The 22,263-nt window shown below is 67.0% G+C and carries 16 protein-coding genes and 1 riboswitch; of the genes, 8 read left to right on the forward strand and 8 right to left on the reverse strand.

The window, feature by feature from the left end; all coding sequences use genetic code 11:
- Nucleotides 1-161 precede the first annotated feature (161 nt).
- The 3 genes from ACN0WF_RS09845 to ACN0WF_RS09855 all read right to left on the reverse strand — a co-directional run bounded on the left by ACN0WF_RS09845 (nucleotide 162) and on the right by ACN0WF_RS09855 (nucleotide 5,487).
- A complete protein-coding gene (locus tag ACN0WF_RS09845) occupies nucleotides 162-2,225 on the reverse strand; it encodes a cache domain-containing protein (protein ID WP_417772644.1) in 2,064 nt (687 codons plus the stop codon).
- Complete coding sequence (locus tag ACN0WF_RS09850; protein ID WP_417772645.1) at nucleotides 2,218-3,744, reverse strand: sigma-54-dependent transcriptional regulator; 1,527 nt, start codon at nucleotides 3,742-3,744, stop codon at nucleotides 2,218-2,220. Before ACN0WF_RS09850 ends, ACN0WF_RS09845 begins: the two co-directional genes overlap by 8 nt.
- 189 nt (nucleotides 3,745-3,933) lie before the next feature.
- Nucleotides 3,934-5,487, reverse strand: coding sequence for a DEAD/DEAH box helicase (locus ACN0WF_RS09855; protein ID WP_417772646.1), 1,554 nt, complete (start codon nucleotides 5,485-5,487; stop codon nucleotides 3,934-3,936).
- 813 nt (nucleotides 5,488-6,300) lie between these two features.
- Between ACN0WF_RS09855 and ACN0WF_RS09860 the strand changes: the two genes are divergently transcribed.
- The 4 genes from ACN0WF_RS09860 to iolB are packed head-to-tail and all read left to right on the forward strand — an operon-like array spanning nucleotide 6,301 to nucleotide 11,900.
- On the forward strand, nucleotides 6,301-8,256 hold the full coding sequence (locus ACN0WF_RS09860) for a bifunctional 5-dehydro-2-deoxygluconokinase/5-dehydro-2-deoxyphosphogluconate aldolase (protein ID WP_417772647.1): 1,956 nt from the start codon (nucleotides 6,301-6,303) through the stop codon (nucleotides 8,254-8,256).
- Nucleotides 8,257-8,287: 31 nt separating this feature from the next.
- Nucleotides 8,288-10,111 (forward strand): 3D-(3,5/4)-trihydroxycyclohexane-1,2-dione acylhydrolase (decyclizing), encoded by a 1,824-nt coding sequence (gene iolD, locus ACN0WF_RS09865; RefSeq protein WP_417772648.1) that lies wholly within the window; start codon nucleotides 8,288-8,290, stop codon nucleotides 10,109-10,111.
- 43 nt (nucleotides 10,112-10,154) lie between these two features.
- Nucleotides 10,155-11,063, forward strand: coding sequence for a myo-inosose-2 dehydratase (gene iolE / locus ACN0WF_RS09870; RefSeq protein WP_417772649.1), 909 nt, complete (start codon nucleotides 10,155-10,157; stop codon nucleotides 11,061-11,063).
- Between the two features lie 30 nt (nucleotides 11,064-11,093).
- Entirely contained in the window at nucleotides 11,094-11,900 is an 807-nt protein-coding gene (gene iolB, locus ACN0WF_RS09875) for a 5-deoxy-glucuronate isomerase (RefSeq protein WP_417772650.1), read from the forward strand.
- Nucleotides 11,901-12,096: 196 nt separating this feature from the next.
- Here the strand turns inward: iolB and ACN0WF_RS09880 are convergent, their stop codons facing one another.
- From ACN0WF_RS09880 to ACN0WF_RS09895, 4 genes are all read right to left on the reverse strand, one after another.
- Nucleotides 12,097-12,711 carry a HupE/UreJ family protein gene (locus ACN0WF_RS09880; protein ID WP_417772651.1) on the reverse strand — a complete coding sequence of 205 codons (615 nt, stop codon included), beginning with the start codon at nucleotides 12,709-12,711 and terminating at the stop codon, nucleotides 12,097-12,099.
- A gap of 237 nt (nucleotides 12,712-12,948) precedes the next feature.
- A complete protein-coding gene (locus ACN0WF_RS09885) occupies nucleotides 12,949-13,632 on the reverse strand; it encodes an energy-coupling factor ABC transporter permease (protein WP_417772652.1) in 684 nt (227 codons plus the stop codon).
- A gap of 54 nt (nucleotides 13,633-13,686) precedes the next feature.
- Nucleotides 13,687-13,905: riboswitch (cobalamin riboswitch) on the reverse strand.
- A gap of 156 nt (nucleotides 13,906-14,061) precedes the next feature.
- Nucleotides 14,062-15,699, reverse strand: coding sequence for a BCCT family transporter (locus tag ACN0WF_RS09890; protein WP_417772653.1), 1,638 nt, complete (start codon nucleotides 15,697-15,699; stop codon nucleotides 14,062-14,064).
- 48 nt (nucleotides 15,700-15,747) lie between these two features.
- On the reverse strand, nucleotides 15,748-16,167 hold the full coding sequence (locus ACN0WF_RS09895) for a universal stress protein (protein ID WP_417772654.1): 420 nt from the start codon (nucleotides 16,165-16,167) through the stop codon (nucleotides 15,748-15,750).
- Nucleotides 16,168-16,826: 659 nt separating this feature from the next.
- Here ACN0WF_RS09895 and gph point away from each other — a divergent pair.
- Nucleotides 16,827-17,525, forward strand: coding sequence for a phosphoglycolate phosphatase (gene gph, locus ACN0WF_RS09900; protein ID WP_417772655.1), 699 nt, complete (start codon nucleotides 16,827-16,829; stop codon nucleotides 17,523-17,525).
- Here the strand turns inward: gph and ACN0WF_RS09905 are convergent.
- Nucleotides 17,522-17,728 carry a hypothetical protein gene (locus ACN0WF_RS09905; protein ID WP_417772656.1) on the reverse strand — a complete coding sequence of 69 codons (207 nt, stop codon included), beginning with the start codon at nucleotides 17,726-17,728 and terminating at the stop codon, nucleotides 17,522-17,524. The two genes, gph and ACN0WF_RS09905, sit on opposite strands and share 4 nt — an antisense overlap.
- Nucleotides 17,729-18,021: 293 nt before the next feature.
- Between ACN0WF_RS09905 and ACN0WF_RS09910 the strand changes: the two genes are divergently transcribed.
- From ACN0WF_RS09910 to ACN0WF_RS09920, 3 genes are all read left to right on the forward strand, one after another.
- Complete coding sequence (locus ACN0WF_RS09910; protein WP_417772657.1) at nucleotides 18,022-18,765, forward strand: ectoine synthase; 744 nt, start codon at nucleotides 18,022-18,024, stop codon at nucleotides 18,763-18,765.
- 176 nt (nucleotides 18,766-18,941) lie between these two features.
- On the forward strand, nucleotides 18,942-20,279 hold the full coding sequence (locus ACN0WF_RS09915; protein WP_417772658.1) for a lysine N(6)-hydroxylase/L-ornithine N(5)-oxygenase family protein: 1,338 nt from the start codon (nucleotides 18,942-18,944) through the stop codon (nucleotides 20,277-20,279).
- Nucleotides 20,280-20,295: 16 nt separating this feature from the next.
- Nucleotides 20,296-22,200: an IucA/IucC family protein gene (locus ACN0WF_RS09920; protein WP_417772659.1), complete on the forward strand. Its 1,905-nt coding sequence runs from the start codon at nucleotides 20,296-20,298 to the stop codon at nucleotides 22,198-22,200.
- Nucleotides 22,201-22,263 lie beyond the last annotated feature (63 nt).

The raw sequence follows: 22,263 nt of genomic DNA on the forward strand, positions 1-22,263 counted from the left end.
TCCGCAAAAGACCGGATGTCGGCCGCGCGACAGGGTCAATTTGTCCCCGGACGACCCGGTGCGGCGGGTGACCCGGCCCGCCTCAAGTGGCGGGTAACCCGGCCCGCCTTAAGTGGCGGGTAACCCGGCCCGCCTTAAGTGGCGGGTAACCCATGCCCGCCTCACGTGGCGGGCAGCCAGATGCTGAAGGTCGTGCCCTGTCCGGGGGTGCTCTCCACCGCGATGCCGCCGCCCAGCCGCGTCACCAGCGTCTGGCTGATCGACAATCCGAGCCCCGTTCCCTGCTGCCGCTTGGTGGTGAAGAAAGGATCGAAGATGCGCGCGGCGATGTCCGGGGCCATGCCGGTGCCGGTGTCTTCCACGACGATTTCCACGCCGGGTTCGTCGCGATCCGCGTCGCGGGTCCAAAGCCGCAGGGAGCCGCCGTCGGGCATGGCGTGCAGCGCGTTGACGATGAGGTTGATGATCACCTGCTGCAGTTCGGTGCGGTTCATCAGCACCGTGCGGGTCGCCGTGTCCTCGCGCTCGACGCTGATTTCGGCGCGCTTGAGAAGGTGCTGCACCAGCGGCAGGCAGTCGCCGATGACTTCGGCCGGCGTCTGCCGGTCGGCATAGCCGGCATATTCCTCCGGCTTGGCGAATTGCAGCAGCTTGGTGACGATCTGGTGGATGCGGTGGATCTGTTCGTCGATCAGGCGGATCTCGGTCCGCGCGATGTCGGCCTTTCGGCCGAGCAGGTCGCGCAGCACCTCCAGGTTTCCCTGCATGACGGCGATCGGATTGTTGATCTCATGGGCAACGCCGGCGGTGATCTCGCCGATGGCGGCGAGCTTTTCCGACATGATGAGCTGCTTGGTGGTTTCCTCCAGTCGCCTGTTCGCCTGCTGCAGCTCGGCGGTGCGTTCCTCCACCCGCACGTTCAGCTCCTCGTTCCACGAGCGCAGTTGCCGGTCGCGCTGCTGGACGAGGTCGAGCAGATGGTCGAGGTGCAGCGCCACGCGGGCGATCTCGTCGTCGGCGGCCGGGATCGAGGTGCGCGCGCCCATCTCGCCGCCTTCCACCCGGGCAATGGTGCTGGCCATCTTCTCCAGTGGGCGGAAGATGCCGCGCGCCCACCGCAGGAAGATCGGCACGCTGACCAGCGCGACGATGAGAAAGGCGCCGACGATGGTGACGAATGTGGTGTATTTCGCCCGGTAGAAGGGGCGTTCGAGAAACCCGACGTAGAGCATGCCGACCCGCGCGCCGGCGCTGTCGACGATCGGCTCATAGGCGGAGATGTACCAGTCGTTGACGACGAAGGCGCTGTCGAGCCACACCTTGCCCTCGCCGAGCACGGCCTGGCGCACCGCCGCGGAGACCCGCGTTCCCAGGGCCCGCCGGTTCTCGAACAGCCGCACATTGGTGCTGATGCGCACATCCTCCAGGAACAGCGTCGCCGTGCCCTGGCTGCCCTCCGGCAGGCTTGCCTCGCGATAGACGAGATCGTTGATCGTGTCGATGAAGACGAGGTTCTGGTTGAGCAGGATGCCGCCGACCAGCGCACCGCCGGTGCTCTCCCCGGCGTTGACCACGGGGGCGGGGGCGGCCGAATGCACGACCATGCCGCGGGTTTCGCTCGCCCGTTCCGTCGGCACCGCGTTTTCCGTTGGGATCAGTTCCAGCTGCGCGCGCTCCGCAAGCGCGGGGGAGAGGGCTGCAAGTGTGGCCCCGTCGAAGATGTCGATGGCGGTCGAGGGAGTTCCCCCCAGCGCCTGCGCGACCACGGGGCCGGCGGTCGCGGCGTCCGGCCGCGCGCCCATGGGTGCTGCCGCGCGCAAGGATCCCCCCGCGTCGACCAGATAGAGGAAGTCGAGCCCGATCTCGGCTCGCTTGCGCTCAAGCAGCGCCGACAGCGCTGCCGCGTCGCCGCTCTCGACGATGTCGCGATAGGCGGCCGACTGCCCGAGCGCCTCGATGCGCTCCCCGGTGTTTTCCAGGATCCGCGTCACATACTGGTGGGCGATGGTCAGGTCGCCGTGGACCTTGGCCTTGAGCACGCCATCGAACTTGGTGCTCCAGCGGGCGATGGTGATGCCGAGCAGCAGCGGCAGCAGCACCAGCGTCGGCAGCAGCGCGATGGCCAGCAGGCGGAAGCGCACCGAGCGGGAGGGACGGGGCCGCGCCGCTTCGCGTACGGGCGCGCGCGCCTGCGGCAGCGGGCCGGCGCGCAACTCGTCAGCCATTCCAGGCCGCGAGCTTGCGGTCGATGGTCTTGCGCGAAACCCCGAGCCGTCGGGCGGCCTCGGCCCGGTTGCCGTCGGTCTCGGCGAGGATGGCCTCGATGTGCCGCCGTTCGACCGCTTCGAGGGTGTCCTGCGCTGCTTCCGCCTCCGACGCGTCGGCGACGGGCTTGCGCACGTCGTCGGGGAATTCCCCCAGAATCAGCGAGCGCTCGATCAGGTTGCGCAACTCGCGCACGTTGCCCGGCCAGGGGTAGGCGAAGAAGCCGGCCTCGACCGAGGCGTCGATGGGCACGGGCGGCATGCCGAGCTGCTTCGACAGTTTCTGCATGAACAGCGTCGCGAGCTCGACCACGTCCGCGCCGCGCTGGCGCAGCGGCGGCATGGCGATCTGCAGCACGTTGATGCGGTAGTAGAGATCGGCGCGGAACCGACCGTTCTCCACCGCCTGCTCCAGGTCGGCGTTGGTGGCGAAGACGAAGCGCAGGTCGACCGAAACCTCGCGTTCCGATCCGACCGGCCGGATGCGCCGGTCCTCGATCGCGCGCAGCAGCTTGCTCTGCATGGCCAGCGGCAGCTCGCCGATCTCGTCGAGGAAGAGCGTGCCGCCCTGGGCGTGGCTGAAGAGCCCGTCGCGGGCCGCATGGGCGCCGGTGAAGGCGCCCTTGAGATGGCCGAAGAGCTCCGCCTCGATCATGTCGGTGGGGATCGCGGCGCAATTGACCGGCACGAAGGGCTTGTCGGCGCGGTCGGAGAGCGTGTGGATCGAGCGTGCGGTGACCTCCTTGCCGGTGCCGGATTCGCCGGTGATCAGGACGGAGGTCGGCAGCGGCGCGACGCGGGCGATGGTCTCGCGCACCTCCTCGATCTCGCGTGAGTGGCCGATCAGCTTGTCGCGCAGCAGCACATGATCCGAGGTCGCCCGCAGTTCGTGGCGCAGCACGTAGTTCTCGCGCTCGAGCCGCATCCGGTCGAGACAGCGCGCCACCGCGTTGAGGATCTGGTTGGAGCGGAACGGCTTCAGCACGAAATCCACCGCGCCGGCCCGCAGTGCCTCGATCACCGTATCGAGGTCGGCATAGGCGGTCATCAGGATGGCGTCGGCGAAGAAGCCGATCTGCCGCTGCTCCGAGAGCCATTCGACGCCCGACTTGCCCGGCAGGATATTGTCGAGGATGACCACGTCGAAATGATGCGTGTCGAGCTTGGCGGATGCCTCCTGGGTGTCGGCTGCCTCCTCGATGCGCTTGCAGCGCGGTCCCAGCGTGCGCACCAGGAAGTTGCGCATGCCCGGCTCGTCGTCGATCACCAGGATCGAGGCTTGCGCCAGCCAGGGGCCGAATTCGGGATCGCGCTCGTCGTCGTCGCGCTGGGTCGCGTCGCCGTCCTGTGCGTCCGCGCGCGCATCCCGCGCCGCGTCCGTCGCATGCCGCCGCGTCCCTCCTGGCCTTGAGGTCCTGGTGTCGAAGTCGGCGCGTGTCGCCTGCGCGCTTGCGCCCTGCGCTCCTGTAACGGAACCCATCCTGTCCTCCCTCGCGCCTGTACCGGCGTTTTGCGAAGCATTACCCGAAACCGGATGGAACGCAAAAATCTGCAGGATTATGCACAAAAGCGAGGGTGTCCGCCGGTCGGGCTGTGCACAAGACAAAAGAGGCGCCCGGGTCTCGGGCGCCTCTTTCAAGGATGGTCAGGCAAGGCTGGGAGCATCCGCTCAGCTGTAGCGTTCGGCGCCACCGCTGCGTCCGCGCGGGGCGGCGGGACGGCGCCGTCCCTCGAAGCCGCTGTCGCTGCGCGGGCCGCGCGGCTGGTCGGTGCGGGCGTGGTCGCCGCGATTCTGCTCGCCGCGCGGAGCGCCGGCACCGGCCGAACGGCCTTCGCCGCCGGAGGTCCGGCCGCGTCCGCCGCTGCGGTTGGAGGAACCGTCGTTCGACCAGATCTCGTCGCGTCCGCCACGGCCTTCGCCGGAGCGTCCGTCACGCGGGCCGCCGTTGGCAGGGCGCGCGTTGCGATCGCCGAAGCCGCCACCGCCGCCTTCGCGACGGCCACGGCCCTCGCTCGGGGCGCCGCTCTGGCGCGGACGACGCGGGCCGGAGCCTCCGCCCGGCTTGCGGGCGGGCTTGCCCTGGCCGATGAAGTCGCGGTCATCCTCGCGCTCGACCAGCGTCATGCCGATCAGGCGCTCGATGTCACGCAGATACGGACGCTCCTCGCGGTCGCAGAACGACACGGCGATGCCGCTGTGGCCGGCACGCGCGGTGCGGCCGATGCGGTGGACATAGGCTTCCGGAACGTTCGGCAGCTCGTAGTTGACCACATGCGAGACGCCGTCGACATCGATGCCGCGGGCGGCAATGTCGGTGGCGACCAGGATGGGCGTGCGGCCGGAGCGGAAGGAGTCGAGCGCGCGCTGGCGCTGACCCTGGCTCTTGTTGCCGTGGATGGCGGCGGCCGAGAGGCCGGCCTGCTCAAGCTGGCGGGTGACCTTGTCAGCGCCGTGCTTGGTGCGGGTGAAGACGATGGCGCGATTCATGTTCTCGGAATCGCGGAGCACCTCGACCAGCGCCTGACGCTTGGCGTCGCGCTCGAGAAGCATCACCTTCTGTTCAATGCGCTCGATCGGCGTGGAGGCCGGAGCCACCGCGATCTCGGTCGGATTGTTCAGGAAGTCGGATGCAAGCGCGCGGATCGGCTTGGGCATGGTCGCCGAAAGCAGGATCGTCTGGCGTTCGCGCGGCAGGGCCGAGAGAATGCGGCGGATCGCCGGCAGGAAGCCGAGGTCCAGCATGTGGTCGGCCTCGTCCAGGACGATGGTCGTCGTCTGGTCGAGACGCACGGCGCCGGCGTCCATGTGGTCGATCAGCCGGCCGGGCGTTGCGACGATGATGTCGAGACCACGCGCCATGGCGCGGGCCTGCGGCATCGCACGCACGCCGCCGACGACGACGGTGGACGATTGGCGCATCTTCTGGCCGTAGGCGCGAATGCTGTCGGCGATCTGCGCTGCAAGCTCACGGGTCGGAGCGAGGATCAGCGCAGTGGTCGTCTTCGGCATCGGCCGGTTCTGGAGTTCGTGGATGCGGTGAAGGAGCGGCAGCACGAAGGCTGCGGTCTTGCCGGTGCCGGTCTGGGCGAGGCCCAGCACGTCGACACCAGAGAGAATGGCCGGGATCGCCTGCGCCTGGATCGGCGTGGGCGAATCATAGCCTTCGGCGGCAACCGCCCGGAGGATCGGGTCGGCGAGGCCGAGATCGGAAAATTTGGTCAAGCGGAATCCTTGATGGTTGTGCGTCGACGCGGCCGGCATGGCAGCGCGCGACACAACGGTCGTCAGTTTTTGTTTTCGGGGAGCTTGCGCAGACCAGCCGCCTCGGGGATCGCGCCGCCTGTTCGGGCGGCAAGGCGACGATCGGCTAGGAAGGTCGCTTGTCATGCGCACCTTCGCACGAATGACTCGTGTCTCTGCGCGGTGCTGACGGTGCGGGTAGACCACGTTTCATGATGCACTGCAATGAAAATCGCCTCGTCGCGGCGAGGGGCCAGGTCTTTCGCACCGTCTTCGGCGCATTTTCGCTGTCCGGCGGGCGATGCCGATTTGATATGGAACAAAAATTCCAATACGACACATGATTTGGCGGAGTGGGGCCGATCAAAGACCCCGCCTGCCTTCACTCCGGCCCCCGGGGACGGGGCGATATCGCCGCAGAAGACGGCCGGTATACGCTTTTCCAGCCTTGCGGTCCGCTGCGGCCTTGCACCTTGTTTCGCTGGCCGGAATGCAGGCGTGAGGTTCGGTGTTGGCCGTAGTCATCTGTTTTTAAGCGCTGTCCTTGCCAAAATGCGGTGATGGCGCGTGCATTTGGGCCGCTCTCGCTCCGCCGAAACCATCGGGGACGGCAGGGGGCGGGGCCAAGAAACCGGTTGCGATGGTCAAAAATGGAATTTATGTTCCGTTTTATCAGGCGAGGTGAGCACGCCGATGGGCGCGTGGCCGTATCGGGCCGGCTTGAGACCCTGCGGCGGACAACAGCGGACAAGATCAGGGCCCTCCGGCGAACCGGAGGCCGGGAGGAACGGGCGAATGGACAGCGGAACGGGACGCGAGGGCGCGCCGGCACGGGCGCATCCGCTCGACGTGATCACGATCGGGCGTTCCTCGGTCGATCTCTACGGCTCCCAGGTCGGCGGCCGGCTCGAGGACATGCGCGGTTTCGCAAAGTATGTCGGCGGCTCCCCCACCAACATGGCGACCGGCACCGCCCGTCTCGGTCTGCGCTCGGCGCTGATCACCCGGGTCGGCGATGAGCACATGGGCCGGTTCCTGCGCGAGGAGCTGGAGCGGGAGGGGGTCGACACGCGCGGCGTCGTCACCGATCCCGAGCGCCTGACCGCACTCGTGCTCCTCGGCATCCGCGACAAGGAGCAGTTCCCGCTCATCTTCTATCGCGAGAACTGCGCCGACATGGCGCTTTGCGAGGACGACATCGACCCGGCGTTCATCGCCGAGGCCGGCTGCGTCACCGTCACCGGCACGCATCTGTCGCATCCGCGCACCGAGGCCGCCGTTCTCAAGGCGCTTCGGCTGGCGCGACAGAACGGCGCGCGCACCGCGCTCGACATCGACTATCGGCCCAATCTCTGGGGGCTGGCCGGTCATGACGCGGGCGAGAGCCGCTTCATCGCCTCCCAGGCGGTGACGGCGAAGCTCCAGTCCCACCTCGGGCTCTTCGATCTCATCGTCGGAACGGAAGAGGAATTCCACATCGCCGGCGGCACCACCGATACGCGCGCCGCGCTCGCCGCCGTGCGCGCGGTGTCGGGGGCGACGCTGGTGTGCAAGCGCGGGCCGATGGGGGCGGTCGCCTTTGAGGGGGCGATCCCGGCCAATCTGGATGACGGCATTTCAGGGCCGGGCTTTCCCATAGAGGTGTTCAACGTGCTGGGGGCGGGCGACGGCTTCATGTCCGGCCTGCTGCGCGGCTGGCTGCGCGACGAGGGCTGGCAGCAGGCGCTGACCTATGCCAATGCCTGCGGCGCGCTCGCCGTCTCGCGTCACGGCTGTACGCCCTCATATCCGAGCTTCGAGGAACTGAGCTTCTTCCTGAAGCGCGGCGTGCGCGTGCCGGCGCTGCGCAAGGACGCGGAGCTTGAGCAGATCCACTGGTCTACAAACCGCAAGGGCGCGTGGCCGGTGATGCGCGTCTTCGCCTTCGATCATCGCAAGCAGCTTGAGGATCTCGCCGACGAGCTCGGCGCCGACCGCGCCCGCCTGCCGGCCTTCAAGGAGCTGTGCCTGGCGGCTGCCTGCAAGGTGCGCGCGCGCGGTGGCGGCGAGGGGTATGGCATCCTGTGCGACGGGCGGATCGGCGAGGAGGCGCTCTATCGCGCCGCCGGTTCCGGGCTGTGGACCGGACGCCCGGTCGAACGTCCCGGCTCGCGCCCGCTGGAACTGGAGATCGGCCCGGATTTCGGCAGCGACCTCACAGAATGGCCCGCCGGCCAGGTGGTCAAGGTGCTTTGCTTCTATCATCCCGACGACACGCCCGAGCTCTGCCGGCGGCAGGAGGAAACCGTCCTGCGCCTTGCCCGCGCGGCACGGGCCAACGGGCTGGAACTGCTTCTGGAGATCATCCCCTCGAAGGCGGGGCCGGTCGATGACGGGACTACCGCCCGCGCCATCCGCCGCTTCTACGAGATCGGCGTCTACCCCGACTGGTGGAAGCTCGAGCCGATGACGCGCGAGGCCGGGTGGCGCGAGACCTGTCGCGCGGTGGAGGAAAACGACCCCCATGTGCGCGGCATCGTCGTGCTCGGCCTCGACGCTCCGATGCGCGAGCTTGCCGACAGCTTCGTCGTCGCCGCCCGCTTCCCGCTGGTGAAGGGCTTCGCCGTCGGCCGCACGATCTTCTTCGGTCCGGCCCGGCGCTGGCTCGCCGGTGAGATCGACGACGCGAAGGCGATTGAGGAAATGGCCTCGACATTTGCCGATCTCTGCGCGATCTGGGACGGGGCGCGGGCCACCGTCGCCGCGCGCTGACCGGCTGCCGTCTTTCGGGAGAACCAAAGCGATGACAACGATCCGTCTCACTGCCGCCCAGGCAATGGTGCGCTTCCTCGCGGCCCAGCGGAACGACGCCGGCGAGCCGTTGATCCCCGGCTGCTGGGCGATCTTCGGCCACGGCAATGTCGCCGGCCTCGGCGAGGCGCTGCAGGCCGCCGGCGATGCCTTTCCCACCTGGCGCGGCCACAACGAACAGGGCATGGCCCATGCCGCCATCGCCTACGCCAAGGCGCGCAACCGTGCCCAGGCGATGATGGTGACCAGCTCCATCGGCCCGGGCGCCACCAACATGGTGACGGCCGCCGCCCTTGCCCACGTCAACCGGCTGCCGGTGCTCTTCGTGCCCGGCGACGTCTTTGCCGGTCGTATGCCCGACCCGGTTCTGCAGCAGGTCGAGGACTTCGCCGACGCCACCGTTTCGGTGAACGACTGCTTCCGCCCGGTGAGCCGCTATTTCGACCGCATTCAGCGGCCCGAGCACCTGCTGAGCGCGTTGCCGCGCGCCATGTCGGTGCTCACCGATCCGGTGGAATGCGGGCCGGTGACGCTGGCCTTCTGCCAGGACGTTCAGGCCGAGGCCTTCGACTGGCCGCAGGCCTTCTTCGACGAGCGTGTCTGGCACCGGCGCCGGCCGCGCGCCGACCGTGCCGAGCTTCGCCGCGCCGCGGAGGCGATCCGCGCGGCGAAGCGGCCGCTGATCGTCGCCGGCGGCGGCGTGCTCTATTCGCAGGCGCAGGACGTGCTTGCCGATTTCGCCAGCAACCGGGGCATCCCCGTCGCCGAGACGCAGTCGGGCAAGTCGGCGCTTCGCCACGACCACCCGCTCAACCTCGGCTCCATCGGCGTGACCGGTTCGTCGGCGGCAAACGCGGTGGCCGCCGAGGCCGACCTCGTCATCGGTCTCGGCACCCGGTTCCAGGATTTCACCACTGGCTCATGGGCGCTGTTTCGCGATCCGGATCGCCGCATCCTGTCCGTCAATGTCACGCCGCTCGACGCGGCCAAGCATGGCGCGATGCCGCTTCTCGCCGACGCGCGCTCCGCGCTCGAGGATCTCGACGCAAGCCTCGGCGACTACTGCGCGACCCCGCCCGACGCATCGCTCAAGGCGGAATGGCTTGCCGCCGTCGAGGCGGCGACGGCCGCGCCCGCCGGCAACGCGCTTCCCTCCGATGCGCAGGTGATCGGCGCCGTGCAGCGGGGGCTCGACGAGGAGGGCATCGTCGTCTGCGCCGCCGGCGGACTTCCCGGCGAGCTGCACAAGCTCTGGCGCGCGTCGCGGCCCAACGGCTACCATCTGGAATACGGCTTCTCGACCATGGGCTACGAGATCGCCGGCGGCCTTGGCGTCAAGATGGCCCATCCCGACCGGGAGGTCGCGGTGATGGTCGGCGACGGCTCCTACATGATGATGAACTCCGAGCTTGCCACCTCGGTGATGCTCGGGCGCAAGCTCATCGTCGTGCTGCTCGACAACCGCGGCTTCGGTTGCATCAACCGCCTGCAGATGGCCACCGGCGGCGAGAGCTTCAACAACCTGCTCGACACCGCCCGCCACGAGGTTCCCGCCGACATCGATTTCGCCGCCCATGCCGCCTCCATGGGGGCGATCTCCGAGAAGGTCGATGGCATCGCGGCGCTGGAGGAGGCGCTGGCCCGTGCCCGGACCTCGGCGCGTTCCCATGTCATCGTCATCGACACCGATCCGCTCGCCACCACCGACGCCGGCGGCCATTGGTGGGACGTGGCCGTGCCGGAGGTGTCCGCCCGGTCCGAGGTGCGTGCCGCCCGCACCGGCTACGAGGCGGCGGTAAAGCAGAGAAATTCCTGAACACTCGGCGGCCTGCGGCTGCCTCTTGCGAAAGACCCGCGCAATGATCCTCTATGGCACCAACCCGATCGCCTGGTCCAATGACGACGACCAGACCCTGGGCGCCCATATCCCGCTCGAGACCTGCCTGTCGCAGGCGGCCGAAATCGGCTTCGACGGCATCGAGAATGGCCACAAGTTCCCCACCGATCCGCTCGAGCTTGCGGCGACGCTGGCTCCCCACGGGCTGGCCTTCGTCTCCGCCTGGTATTCGCTCAACCTGCTGGAGCGATCGGCGCAGGACGAGATCGCCGCCATCGGTCCGCATCTCGCCCGGCTGAAGGCGATGGGGTCGTCGGTCCTGATCGCCTGCGAGACGTCGAACGCGATCCACGGACAGGACGCGGCCGCGCTCAACGACCGGCCGGTGCTCGGGGCGGAGCGCTTCGCCCGCTTCTGCGCCGATCTGGAGACGGTCGCCGCCCATTGCGCCAGCGCGGGCGTGCCGCTCGTCTACCATCACCACATGGGCACCATCGTCGAGAGCGAGGAAGAGATCGACCGGTTGATGGCGTTGACCGGCCCGGCGACGCGGCTGTTGCTCGACACCGGCCACGCCTTCTTCGGCGGCGGTGATCCCGCACGCCTCGCCGAGAAGCATATGGACCGCGTCTCGCATATCCATGCCAAGAACGTCCGGCCCGAAATCATGCGCCAGGTGCGAGAGCAGGGCCTGAGCTTCCTGGAGGGCGTCCGGCGCGGCGTCTTCACGGTGCCGGGCGACCCGCAGGGCGCGGTCGATTTCGCCCCCGTGCTCGCCTGTGCCGCCCGGCATGGCTATTCGGGCTGGCTGGTGATCGAGGCGGAGCAGGATCCGCTGGTCCGCGATCCGTTCACCTATCAGTCGATGGGCCTCAAGGCGCTCAGGGAAACCGCCCGCCGCGTCGGCCTCGACCGGGCGACGAACGACTGACGACCAGACCAAACAACGGGAGTGGACGAGATGGCCGATCTTCTGGTGAAGCCCAACGGCGCGCACGGCAAGGTGCACGACATCACGCCGGAAAGCGCCGGCTGGGGCTACGTCGGCTTCACGCTTTACCGGCTCGCGCCGGGAGAGAGCGTTGCCGAAGAGACCGGCGAGCGGGAGGCTATCCTCGTTCTGGTCGAGGGCAGGGCGAAGCTGTCCGCCGGCGGCGAGGACTTCGGCGAGCTTGGCAGCCGCATGAGCGTCTTCGAGCGCAAGAAGCCGGCCTGCCTCTATGTGCCGAACGACAGCGCCTGGTCGGCGACGGCGACAACCGAACTGACGCTCGCGGTATGCAGCGCGCCGGGCAAGGGCGGGCACGAGGTCGCGCTGATCTCCGACATCGGTTTCGAGGAACGCGGCAAGGGTGCCAATACCCGCTACATCCATCCGATCGCCATGGAGGACAGCGACGTCGCCGACAGCCTGCTGGTGACGGAGGTCTTCACCCCGGCCGGCAACTGGTCGTCCTATCCTCCGCACCGTCATGACGAGGACAACTTCCCGGACATGACCTATCTGGAGGAGACCTATTACCACCGGCTCGACCCGGCGACCGGCTTCGGGTTCCAGAGGGTCTTCACCGAGGACGGCAGTCTCGACGAGACCATGGCGGTGAGCGACGGTGACGTCGTCCTGGTGCCGAAAGGCCATCACCCCTGCGGCGCGCCGCACGGCTACGAGATGTACTATCTCAACGTCATGGCCGGCCCCTTGCGCAAATGGCGCTTCAAGAACCATCCCGACCACGACTGGATCGCCCGGCGCGACGCGGCCAAATAAGAGGCTGTCGGCGCGTCTGAGCGCACCGGCCGCCCCTGCGCGGGGATATCTGAGCGTCGACTTGGTGCAAGCGGACGGAAAAGAGGCCCGGGCGGGATCCGTCCGGGACTTTCGGGCCGGGGCGGCCCGTCGATGCAAATCTGCGTTTCGGCGCGACAGAATTTCGAAATCCTGTCGCGCCGATTGCCGGAAATGCTCAGGCGTAGAAAAGGGCGACGCCGGCGAGCGCGGTGAGGCCGCCGAGCACGCGCGTGACGGTCAGCCCCTTGGCGCCGGCGGCACGCGCCAGCGCGCCCGTGCCGAAGCCGAGCGCGACGCCGGCGGCATGCAGCAGCGCCGTGGCAATCGCGAAGCCGGCGGCGTAGGCGAGCTGCGTGGCCGAGCCGATTTCACCGCCATGGGCATGGCCGTGGAAGAGGGCGAAGATGCCGACGATCGCCGCGCAGGCCCCGACCGGAAGACGAACCGCGAGGGCGACCATCAGGCCGAGGGCCACCACCGACGCCAGGATCGCCGGCTCGACGAAGGGCAGGCCGACGCCGCCGAGCGCCAGGCCGAAGCCGACCAGCATGGTCACGACGAAGCTTGCCGGCACCACATAGACCGCGCGCCCGCCGATCTGCCAGGCCCACAGGCCGACGGCGACCATCGCCAGGATGTGATCCGTGCCGAACAGCGGATGCGAGAAGCCGGCAGCGAAGGAACCGTGCTCGCCGGGGGCGAGGTGGGCGAGTGCCGGCGTTGCGCCTGTCAGGAAAACGGCACCGGTGGTCGCGGCAAGCGCGAGGGCGGCACTGGCAAATTTCTTCATGCTGTCGATCCTTCCATTGAGTCGATCTTGCGCCCCGATTTGGGTCACGCGGATTGGGTTTCACGGGGCGCGGGAAGCTGGACGATCCACCAGAGCGACCCGGCCATGCGCCCGATTCCGCTAGGAAAACAGGTTCCTCGAGGAAGACAAGGCCTCTGTGGGCCGTGTCCAGAGGCAAATCCCGCCGCCGGAGGCGAAATGCGTCCCGGCGGCGGAGGTTGTCCGCTCAGGCGCTGCTCAGGCCGCGGCCTGATGCAGGCGGGACTGGAACAGCAGTCCGGTGCGCGCCTTGTCGAGCGTCTTGGCGCCGGCCAGAACGGCCAGATCGACAAGCGGTTCGAGAATGATCACGGTCAGATAGGCGCCGCCGAAGCTGGCGACACTGGCCAGGTTCTCCGCGCCGAAACCGCCGCCATAAAGCGCCCAGAACGCCACCCAGGCAACGATACCGCCCTGGTAGCTGGTCGACAGCGCCAGCGCCTGGACGTAGCTGACGTCCTTGTAGGCGGTGCTGGCGGGAATGATCCGCCGCGCCAGATGGCTCATGGCGTACAGCGGCACGATCAGCGTCGTCAGGTTGATGGCGTACTGCGGCAGGTCGGCCGGCGCGAAGAAGAGGCCCTGGGTCAGCAGGCCGAGCGCCAGGCCGATACCGGCGGGACCGGCTCCGAGCGTCAGATAGAGTGTCGAGCCCAGGATTATGTGGACCTCCGAGACGCCGACCGGTCGGGTCGGGAGCACCTCGAAGAAGCAGAAGACGAGCGCGGTGGCGATGACCGACCGCAGAACCAGCGCGGCGAAGCCGCCGTCCTTGCGGATTGTGTCGAAGGACATCTTCGCGATCAGGCCGACAGAGCCGACGGCAGTTGCGTAGCTCAACATCATCTTGGCGCCGGTTACGACGCCCGGTTCGATATGCATTATAAGCCCCCTTGCGCACCCTCCGTGCGCCAAGCGATTGAAAAAAGACGTGAAAATCACGTCGCCAATGATGGCAGGTCTCCTGGCTCGCGGTTGCTGGTGCTTTGCCCGCCTTCCCGGCCGTCTGTCGGCCAGTGGCATCCTGGGCATCGCTCGCCGCTTACAGTTGCGGGGGCAGCCACGGTCTTGGCCCCTGATGGGTACGCCGCACCGTGTTCCCTTTTCATCCGTGCTCGGCTTTGCCACACGGAAACCATCACAGTGAATCCTAAGGGCGGCGCGGGAGTGCTGACAAGGTCATTTTTTATAGGATCGCGCCGTTTCAAGACCAAAACGCGGGCAGAAGCGGCTGCTTCTGCCCGCGGATCGGGACAAGTCCGCCGGCGCGGGGCAGGAACCTCGCGCCGGTTCTGATCGCGGTTTGCCGGCTCAGCGGGCTTCGCTCTGCAGCCCGCGGAAGATCGCCACGCACATCAGCAGCAGCACCAGCGTGAAGGGCAGGCCGGTGGAGATCACCATCGCCTGCAGCGCGCTCAATCCGCCGCCGATCAGCAGCACGATCGCGACCAGCCCCTCGAAGGTGCACCAGAACACGCGCTGCGGCACCGGTGCGTCGACCTTGCCGCCGGCCGTGATCGTGTCGATGACGATCGAGCCGGAGTCGGAGGAGGTGACGAAGAACACGATCACCAGGATGATGCCGAGCGTCGACGTGATCGAGGAGAACGGCAGCCCCTCCAGCATGGCGAAGAGCGACAGTTCCGGATGGTAGGCGTCGATCACATTGGCCTTCACCGCGCTGGTGGCCGGATCGCTCAGCACCTGGTCGACGGCGACGCCGCCGAAGACGGCCATCCACAGCACGCAGACCACCGAGGGGATGATCAGCACGCAGGTCAGGAACTCGCGCACCGTCCGGCCGCGGCTGACGCGGGCAATGAACATGCCGACAAAGGGCGACCAGGAGATCCACCAAGCCCAGTAGAAGGCGGTCCAGCCCTGGCGGTAGTCATCGTCGGTCCGCCCGAACGGGTTCGACAGCGGCACCAGGTCGGTGGCGTAGGCGGTCAGCCCCTGCCAGAAGTCCTTCAGGATCGCCACGGTCGGGCCGGCGAAGAGCACGAACAGCAGGAGCAGGGCGGCGAGGCCCATGTTGATCTCCGACAGGACCTTCACGCCGCCATCAAGGCCACGCAGCACCGAGATGAGCGCGATGGAGGTGATGATGACGATCAGGATCACCTGCACGGTCGTCGTGTTGGGAATGCCGAAGACATGCTCCAGTCCGGCGTTCGCCTGCTGCGCGCCGAGGCCGAGCGAAGTGGCAAGGCCGAACAGCGTGGCGAAAACGGCGAGCATGTCGATCACATGGCCGGTCCAGCCCCATACGCGCTCGCCGAAGATCGGATAGAACGCCGAGCGGATCGACAGCGGCAGGCCCTTGTTGAACGAGAACAGCGCCAGCGCCAGCGCCACGATCGCGTAGATCGCCCAGGGGTGCAGGCCCCAGTGGTAGATGGTGGCGGCAAGGCCCATGGACTTTGCCGCATCGACGTTGGCGGCGATGATCGACCCGTCCTCGGCAAAGGGCGAGGGGGTTCCAAGCGGCTGCGAAATGGCCATGTGATAGACCGGCTCGAGCACGCCGAAGAACATCAGGCCGATGCCCATGCCGGCGGCGAACAGCATGGCGAACCAACCGGAATAGGTGTAGTCCGGCGTCGCATCCTTGCCGCCGAGCCGCACGTTGCCCCAGGGGCTGATGATCAGCATCAGGCAGAACAGCACGAAGATGTTCGCCGAGATCATGAAGAACCAGTCGAACGTGCTCGTCAGTGCCGGGCGAAGCGCGCCAAAGAAGCTGCTGGCCTGCTCGGGCGCGGCAAGCGCGTAGATCACGAAGGCGATAATGGCGAGCGACGAGATGAGGAAGACTGGATTGTGGATGTCGAAGCCGAACGGCCCGACGCTGCCCTCGAGATTATCCTGACCGATTTCGAAGTCGGTATCGATAAGCTCGGTGGGACCTTCGGGCGCCGGGATCCCGGTGCTGGTCTCGTCAGACATTCTTTGTTTTCCTCTTGTGTCTGCAGGGGGAACTGGGATTGGGACGGATCATTCGCCGCGCACGACAAAGACCGATGCGGCGGAGCGTGCGGCGATCGTGCCGCCGTTGGACGGCCACAGGTGATCGGCGATGTTGGGAATGTGGGAGGCCATCACCACAAGGTCGGCGCCCGTGTCCGTCACGGCCTTGAGCAGCGTGGCGTCGAGATCGATGGACGGGTCGTTGGAAATCACCGCATGCGCGGTGGTCTCGATGCCGTTGGCCTTGCCTTCGGCCGACGCGAAGGCCTTGAGCCGCTCCGCGTATTCCTCCGGCGTGTGGCCCAGCGTTCCGGGCGCGGAGGAGGAAACCCCGGTGTAGCAAACCGGAATCCCGTAGTGGCTGGAGAGATCGGCCGCGGTCTTCAGCGCCTTTTTCAGTCGTTCCACATGTCGCAGGTCGACCGGAACGAGAATGAGCGTGTACATGGCTGGCAAGCCCCCTGTCTGCCAATAGGAACCGGACAGCCCTGCTCGGACCGCCCGGAACGCGATGAGATTTCTTGCCCGTTCGTCACGCCGGCGTGCACAGCGCGCCAGCGCGATCAAGTCGTTGGGCACGGGCGAGCCCGATCGCATCGCGATCGCTCCGCCCGGCGATGGGGTATGGGCGGTCCTGAGGCGGACCGCACCCCGCACGAAGCCGGTAGATGACGGGCAGGGTGCCCGCAGGGAGGAGCCGCTGCCATGAACGGCAAGGCCCCGGGTGACCGGTCGGCACGCACCCCGCCTTGCTGGACCGAAAAAAGCCGGCTGCATCGAAGAATGGCAGGTTGCGCCCCGTCAAACTGCCACATGCGCAAGAGGGCCGCAAACGCGCCTGCGGCAGGACGCGGCGCGGATGCGACACGTTTCAAACGCGCTCCCGCCACGATGGTTCCACCGTTTCGCCATTTTTTTAACCCGGCGCGGCCCCGGAAAGGCGCCGTAAACGGCGGAAACCCCGGCAGCGGCGGCTGTCCGACGACGACGCCATGCAGCCGATTGCGCCGGCTCCGGATCGCTGGCAAAAGAACGCGCGCCCGCCGGCGGTCGTGCATGTGGACGACCGCCGGGAAACGGCGGCGACAAAGGGGAAGGAACGGGACATGAGCGGCGAAATCACCGAATCACGGACCATCGAGGCATTGCTCTTCGACCTCGACGGCACGCTGGTGGACAGCCTGCCCGACCTCGCCGCATCGCTGAACATCCTGGTCGCCGAGGAGGGCGCTGCGCCGCTTTCCCTCGACGAGGTGAAGGGCATGATCGGCCATGGCATTGCAAAGCTTGTCGAACGGGCGTCGAGGGCGCGAGGGCTCGAGACGGCGGGCGAGGCTCTGGCCGCGCGCGTTGCGCGGATGATGGAGATCTACGACGGACATCTGACGGTCGGTACCCGACCGCTGCCGGGTGCTCTCGAGGCGCTGGCGCGTGCGGCGGACAAGGGGCTGAAGCTTGCCGTCGTCACCAACAAGCCCGAGGCCATGTCGCGGCGGATCCTCTCCCATTTCGGCATGGACGCGCATCTTGGCGCCGTGGTCGGCGGAGACACCTGCGCGACGCGCAAGCCGCGGCCGGAGATGGTTGTTCACGCCGCCGTGCTGCTTGGCGTTGCGACGCGGCACTGCGTTATGATCGGCGACAGCCCGGCCGATGTCGGCGCGGCGCAGGCCGCCGGCATTCCGGCGGTCGTGCTGAGCGGGGGCTATCACGCCGGAGACGCCGAGGCGATGGGCGCGGATGCGCTCATCGATGGCTATGCAGAACTGGACGCTGCCCTGGATGGCCTTCGCGCCGGGCGTTAGCCGCCGAAGATCACCGCGTCTGGAACCTCGTAGTGTTCGTCACGGATGCGGATCAGCGTCAGGTCGCCTGTCCGTTTCGAGCGGATGCGGCCTGCGCCGTCGCTCGAGATCGCGTTGCCGAGGTCGAAACGGATCTGCCGTTCGCCGCCGCGCCCCGGCGACACCCGAAGGTCCGCGTCGCCGGGCCGGCACTGGCCGAGCACGGGAGCATCCTTGAAAAGTATCTCCAAGGTCCCTGATTGGTGGAAATCACAGGTCTTTGACCGGGAAGATGTGCCCGAAATATAAATAACGCGGATAGATTATATTATTTTCATATATGTCATTGTTTTGGTTTGACGAATTAAAGTTGTTGGACAAGCATGTTCTTGTCGCGATGGTTGCTTTTTCGCGAAGGTGTTTTTGAAATGGAGTATTCGATGTAAGGCTTCGCGCGCAGCGGGCGGGCTTGTTCGTGGTTTACGGCGCGCGGGCTCTTGCCTCAGGGGAGGGTGCCATGATCGTTCGCACGCTGAAATCCGCCGGGGATGCCCCGCTGTTTCGATCCGTCGCCTCGCGCGAGGTGGTCTCGCGCGCCGACCAGGTCGGCCATGCGGTCTATGACACCCTGTTTGCGGAAGGCCAGGGGGACACGCTGTGCCGCGATGCGGCACGCGAATTCCCGGCGCAGGCGCATTATTGCATCGAGGGCGAGGGCAGCGTGACCCTCGACGGCGAGACCTGGCCGCTCGGGCCGGACATGCTCATCGCCGCGCGCGCCTCGGTTTCGTTCTCCCTTCTCGCCGATACGCGCCTACGGCTCTGCACGGTGTTTGGCGGCACGGGGCCGCAGGAGGATCTGCCGGCCCATCCGCTGGTGCGCCGCGTTGCCGATACCGTGGGCACGCCGCGCGACGTCTTCTGGGGCAACGGCCGGAGCCGGCGGCTTCTGGTGAAGAGCGACGGGTTCGGATTCGCGCTCTGCCAGACGCTCGGAAACCCGGACACGGACTCTCCCCTGCAATACCGGCAGCATTTCGAGAGCTGCTACTACGTGCGCGGCAGCGGCGAATATGTCTGGGACGAGGGACGTCACCCGATCGACACCAACGGGGCAGGGGCAACCGCCTTCATCATGAACCGCAACGACGCCCACCGCATGGTGGTGCGCAACGCCTCCTTCTGCATCAGCGTGTTCTCGCCCGCCATCGAGGGCCATGAGGCACATGACTTCAGCGGTGGCGGCTCGTCTTCCTACTGAGGCCCTGGCTGAGACGAAATCCCACCGACTGGCACGACCAACTTATATTTCAAATACCTAGAGGGGGAGCCTAACATTTCGCGACAGCGGCGGAGACGCTTGCGAAACGATGGCGGAAGGGGCGACGGCCGCCGGGTCTGGCGCATCCGCGCCGCATCTCGAAAGGACAGGGGCGGATGACCGCTGAAGCGCATGACATCATCGGGATCGGCATCGGCCCGTTCAATCTGGGCCTTGCCTGCCTCGCCCATCCGATCAAGGAGCTCGACTGCGTCTTCCTCGAAAGCAAGGGCCAGTTCGACTGGCACGAGGGCACGTTGCTCGAGACGGCGACGCTGCAGACGCCGTTCCTGTGCGATCTCGTGACGCTGGCCGACCCGACCAGCGAGTTTTCCTTCCTCAACTATCTCAAGCAGACCGGCCGCATCTACGCCTTCTATGCCTTCCTGCTGGACACCGAGAATTTCTTCCTGCTGCGCAACGAATTCAATGCCTATTACCGCTGGGCGGCGGCGCGGCTCGACAATCTCGTCTTCAACCGGCAGGTCGAACGCATCGACTATGACGAGGCGGAGGGGCTTTATCGGGTCACGGTGCTCAACACCAGGATGGGGCATCGCAAGGTGCTCAGCGGCCGGCATATCGTGCTCGGCTCGGGCATGAGCCCGTTCATCCCGCAGGCCTGCGAGGCGGAGCGCGACACGGTCCTGCACACCGCCGACTACATGCGTTATCGCGACGAGGTGCGCCAGGCCGGCTCCATAACGGTGGTCGGCAGCGGCCAGAGCGCGGCCGAGGTCTATCATGACCTCCTCGGCGAGATCGACCGGCACGGATACCGGCTCAACTGGGTGACCCGCTCGTCGCGGCTGGTGCCGCGCGAACTCACCAAGCTGACGCTGCAGATGACGACGCCAGACTACACGGACTATTTCTTCTCGCTGCCGCGCGGCAAGCGCGAGGACCTGGTGCGCTCCATGCAGGCGATCTTCCAGGGCATCAATCCCTCGCTGATCAACGATATCTTCGACCTGCGCTATCGCAAGCTGCTTGGCGGCGACATCGAGACGCTGCTGATCTCCAACAGCGAGATCACCGGCTGCGAACGCCTGGGTGCGGACGGGCCGTTCCGGCTCAGCTTCCGCCAGATGGAGGAGGAGCGCTCCTTCGAGCTGACCTCGGAGGTGGTCATCCTTGGAACCGGCTACCGGTTCCGCCGACCCGATTATCTCGCGCCGATCTCCGGGCGGATCAACTGGGCGGGCGAGGGCCGTTTCGCCGTCGCGGGCAATTGTTCCGTCGACCGGGAAGGCGGCGAGATCTTCGTGGTGAATTCGGAGATCCACGCCGACGCCTATCTGCCGCCCGATCTTGGCCAGGCCTGCCACCGAAACTCGCGCATCCTGCGCGCCGTCACGGGTCGGGAGGTCTATCCGGTCGAGCGCAGCATCGCCTACCAGCGCTTTTCCGCGCCCGCCGGGCATGGCGGCGAGGCCGCCTCGGTCGGCGGCTGAGCGGGAAGGGGCGGAGATGGACGCGCGGACCATGGACTTCGGCGACAAGGGCAGCGAGGCGCGTGCCGTCGCGCATGTACGCACCGAGACCTGGGCGACGGTGAACCGGCATCTGCTGCGCAAGGCCATCGCCGAATTTGCCCACGAACTGCTGATCGAACCGAAGCGCGAGGGCGGCGGCGGCGCCTGGACGCGCTACCGGCTCGAAGCGCCGGCGCATGGCGCCATCTACCGGTTTCGTGCCCGCCGGCTTTCGCTCGACGCCTGGCTGGTCGATCCCGCCTCGATCGAAAAGACCCGGACCATCGACGGCAAGGCCGTCGCCGCGCCGCTCTCGGTTCTTTCCTTCATCATCGAGTTTCAACAGAAGCTCGGCATCCGCGATGCGATGCTGCCGGTCTATCTCGACGAGATCGCGAGCATTCTCTATTCGAGCGCCTACAAGCGCGAGAACCGGCCGCACGATGTCGACGACCTCGCCGATGCTGACTTCCAGACCATCGAGACAACGATGAGCGAGGGCCATCCGTCCTTCGTGGCCAACAGCGGGCGGCTTGGCTTCAGCACCGCCGACTACCCGCGTTACGCCCCGGAGGCTGCCGGCCCGCTGCCCATCGTCTGGATCGCGGTCGATGCCCGAAACGCCGCGTTCACCGCCGTTTCGGGCCTCGATCACATGCGCCTGATGGCCGAGGAGCTGGGGCCGGAGGCGATTGTCCGCTTCAACGCGGAGATCGCCGCGCGCGGCCTCGATCCGGCCAGATTCCTCTTCATGCCGGTCCATCCGTGGCAATGGTTCAACCGCATCTCCATGAGCTTCGCGCCAGAGATCGCGGAGGGGCGGATCGTCTATCTCGGCCTCTCGCCCGACCTGTATCAGCCGCAGCAGTCGATCCGCACCTTCTTCAATGCGACGACGCCCTCCCGGCGCTACGTGAAGATGGCACTGTCGATCCTCAACATGGGCTTCCTGTTGCAGCGCGGCCTGTCGCGGGAGGACATGGAGACCACGCCGCCCTTCAACGACTGGCTTCAGACGCTGCTTTCGCGCGATGCCTTCCTCCAGAAGAACGGCTTCACGCTCATCCGCGAGGTTGCGACGATGAGCTATCTGAATGCCTATCACGCAGAGGCGCTGCCGGAGAATTCGCCCTATCGCGACGTGCTCGCCGCCGTCTGGCGCGAAAACCCGGTGAACCTGATCCGCCCCGGCGAGCGTTTGATGACAATGGCGGCGCTGCTCCATGTCGACCCGCAGGGAAAGCCGCTGGCGGGCGCGCTGATCGCACGCTCCGGCCTTGACGCGGCCGACTGGATCCGCCGCTATCTCGAGGCCTATCTGGTGCCGCTGCTCCACTGCTACTACGCCTACGACCTCATCTTCATGCCCCACGGCGAGAACGTCATCCTGGTGATGGAAGGGGCGGTTCCGAGCCGGATCGTGATGAAGGACCTGGCCGAGGAAATGCGCGTGCTGGAGGGATGCGACACGCTGCCTCCCGCGGTTCGGCGAAACTGCGTCACGCTCGGCGACGAGGTTCGCCTCGATGGCATCTTCACCGACGTCTTCGACTGCTTCTTCCGGCATCTCTCGGTGCTGCTCGAGGAAGCCGGCGTCCTTTCCGACGACCGCTTCTGGCAATTGGTCGCCGACAGCGTTCTCGCCTATCAGCGCTCGCAGCCGCAGCTTGCGGAAAAGTTTGCGCGCCACGATCTCTTTCGCCCCGAGTTTCCCAGGAACTGCATCAACCGTCTGCAACTGCGCGACAACCAGCAGCTCATCGATCCGGACGACCCCGAAAAGGGGTTCCAATACGCCGGCACGCTGACCAACCCGCTCGCCGAGGCCGATCCGCGCGGCGCTGGCGGTACCTTCCGGCGGGTTTTGGGGCGCATCGCCGGACGCATTGGCGGCATGTAGCCTGGCGCGGGCGGTCATCGCTCTCTCCGCAAGACGAAAACGATATTTGTTCGTCCTTCCTCT

The organism is Stappia sp. (assembly GCF_048268045.1).
In the GTDB taxonomy this organism is placed as follows: Bacteria; Pseudomonadota; Alphaproteobacteria; order Rhizobiales; family Stappiaceae; genus Stappia.

Coding starts and splice junctions, on each gene's coding strand:
- ACN0WF_RS09845 (WP_417772644.1), bottom strand. CDS start 2,225: ATGGCTGACGAGTTGCGCGCCGGCCCGCTGCCGCAGGCGCGCGCGCCC.
- ACN0WF_RS09850 (WP_417772645.1), bottom strand. CDS start 3,744: ATGGGTTCCGTTACAGGAGCGCAGGGCGCAAGCGCGCAGGCGACACGC.
- ACN0WF_RS09860 (WP_417772647.1), top strand. CDS start 6,301: ATGGACAGCGGAACGGGACGCGAGGGCGCGCCGGCACGGGCGCATCCG.
- iolD (WP_417772648.1), top strand. CDS start 8,288: ATGACAACGATCCGTCTCACTGCCGCCCAGGCAATGGTGCGCTTCCTC.
- iolE (WP_417772649.1), top strand. CDS start 10,155: ATGATCCTCTATGGCACCAACCCGATCGCCTGGTCCAATGACGACGAC.
- iolB (WP_417772650.1), top strand. CDS start 11,094: ATGGCCGATCTTCTGGTGAAGCCCAACGGCGCGCACGGCAAGGTGCAC.
- ACN0WF_RS09880 (WP_417772651.1), bottom strand. CDS start 12,711: ATGAAGAAATTTGCCAGTGCCGCCCTCGCGCTTGCCGCGACCACCGGT.
- ACN0WF_RS09885 (WP_417772652.1), bottom strand. CDS start 13,632: ATGCATATCGAACCGGGCGTCGTAACCGGCGCCAAGATGATGTTGAGC.
- ACN0WF_RS09890 (WP_417772653.1), bottom strand. CDS start 15,699: ATGTCTGACGAGACCAGCACCGGGATCCCGGCGCCCGAAGGTCCCACC.
- ACN0WF_RS09895 (WP_417772654.1), bottom strand. CDS start 16,167: ATGTACACGCTCATTCTCGTTCCGGTCGACCTGCGACATGTGGAACGA.
- gph (WP_417772655.1), top strand. CDS start 16,827: ATGAGCGGCGAAATCACCGAATCACGGACCATCGAGGCATTGCTCTTC.
- ACN0WF_RS09910 (WP_417772657.1), top strand. CDS start 18,022: ATGATCGTTCGCACGCTGAAATCCGCCGGGGATGCCCCGCTGTTTCGA.
- ACN0WF_RS09915 (WP_417772658.1), top strand. CDS start 18,942: ATGACCGCTGAAGCGCATGACATCATCGGGATCGGCATCGGCCCGTTC.
- ACN0WF_RS09920 (WP_417772659.1), top strand. CDS start 20,296: ATGGACGCGCGGACCATGGACTTCGGCGACAAGGGCAGCGAGGCGCGT.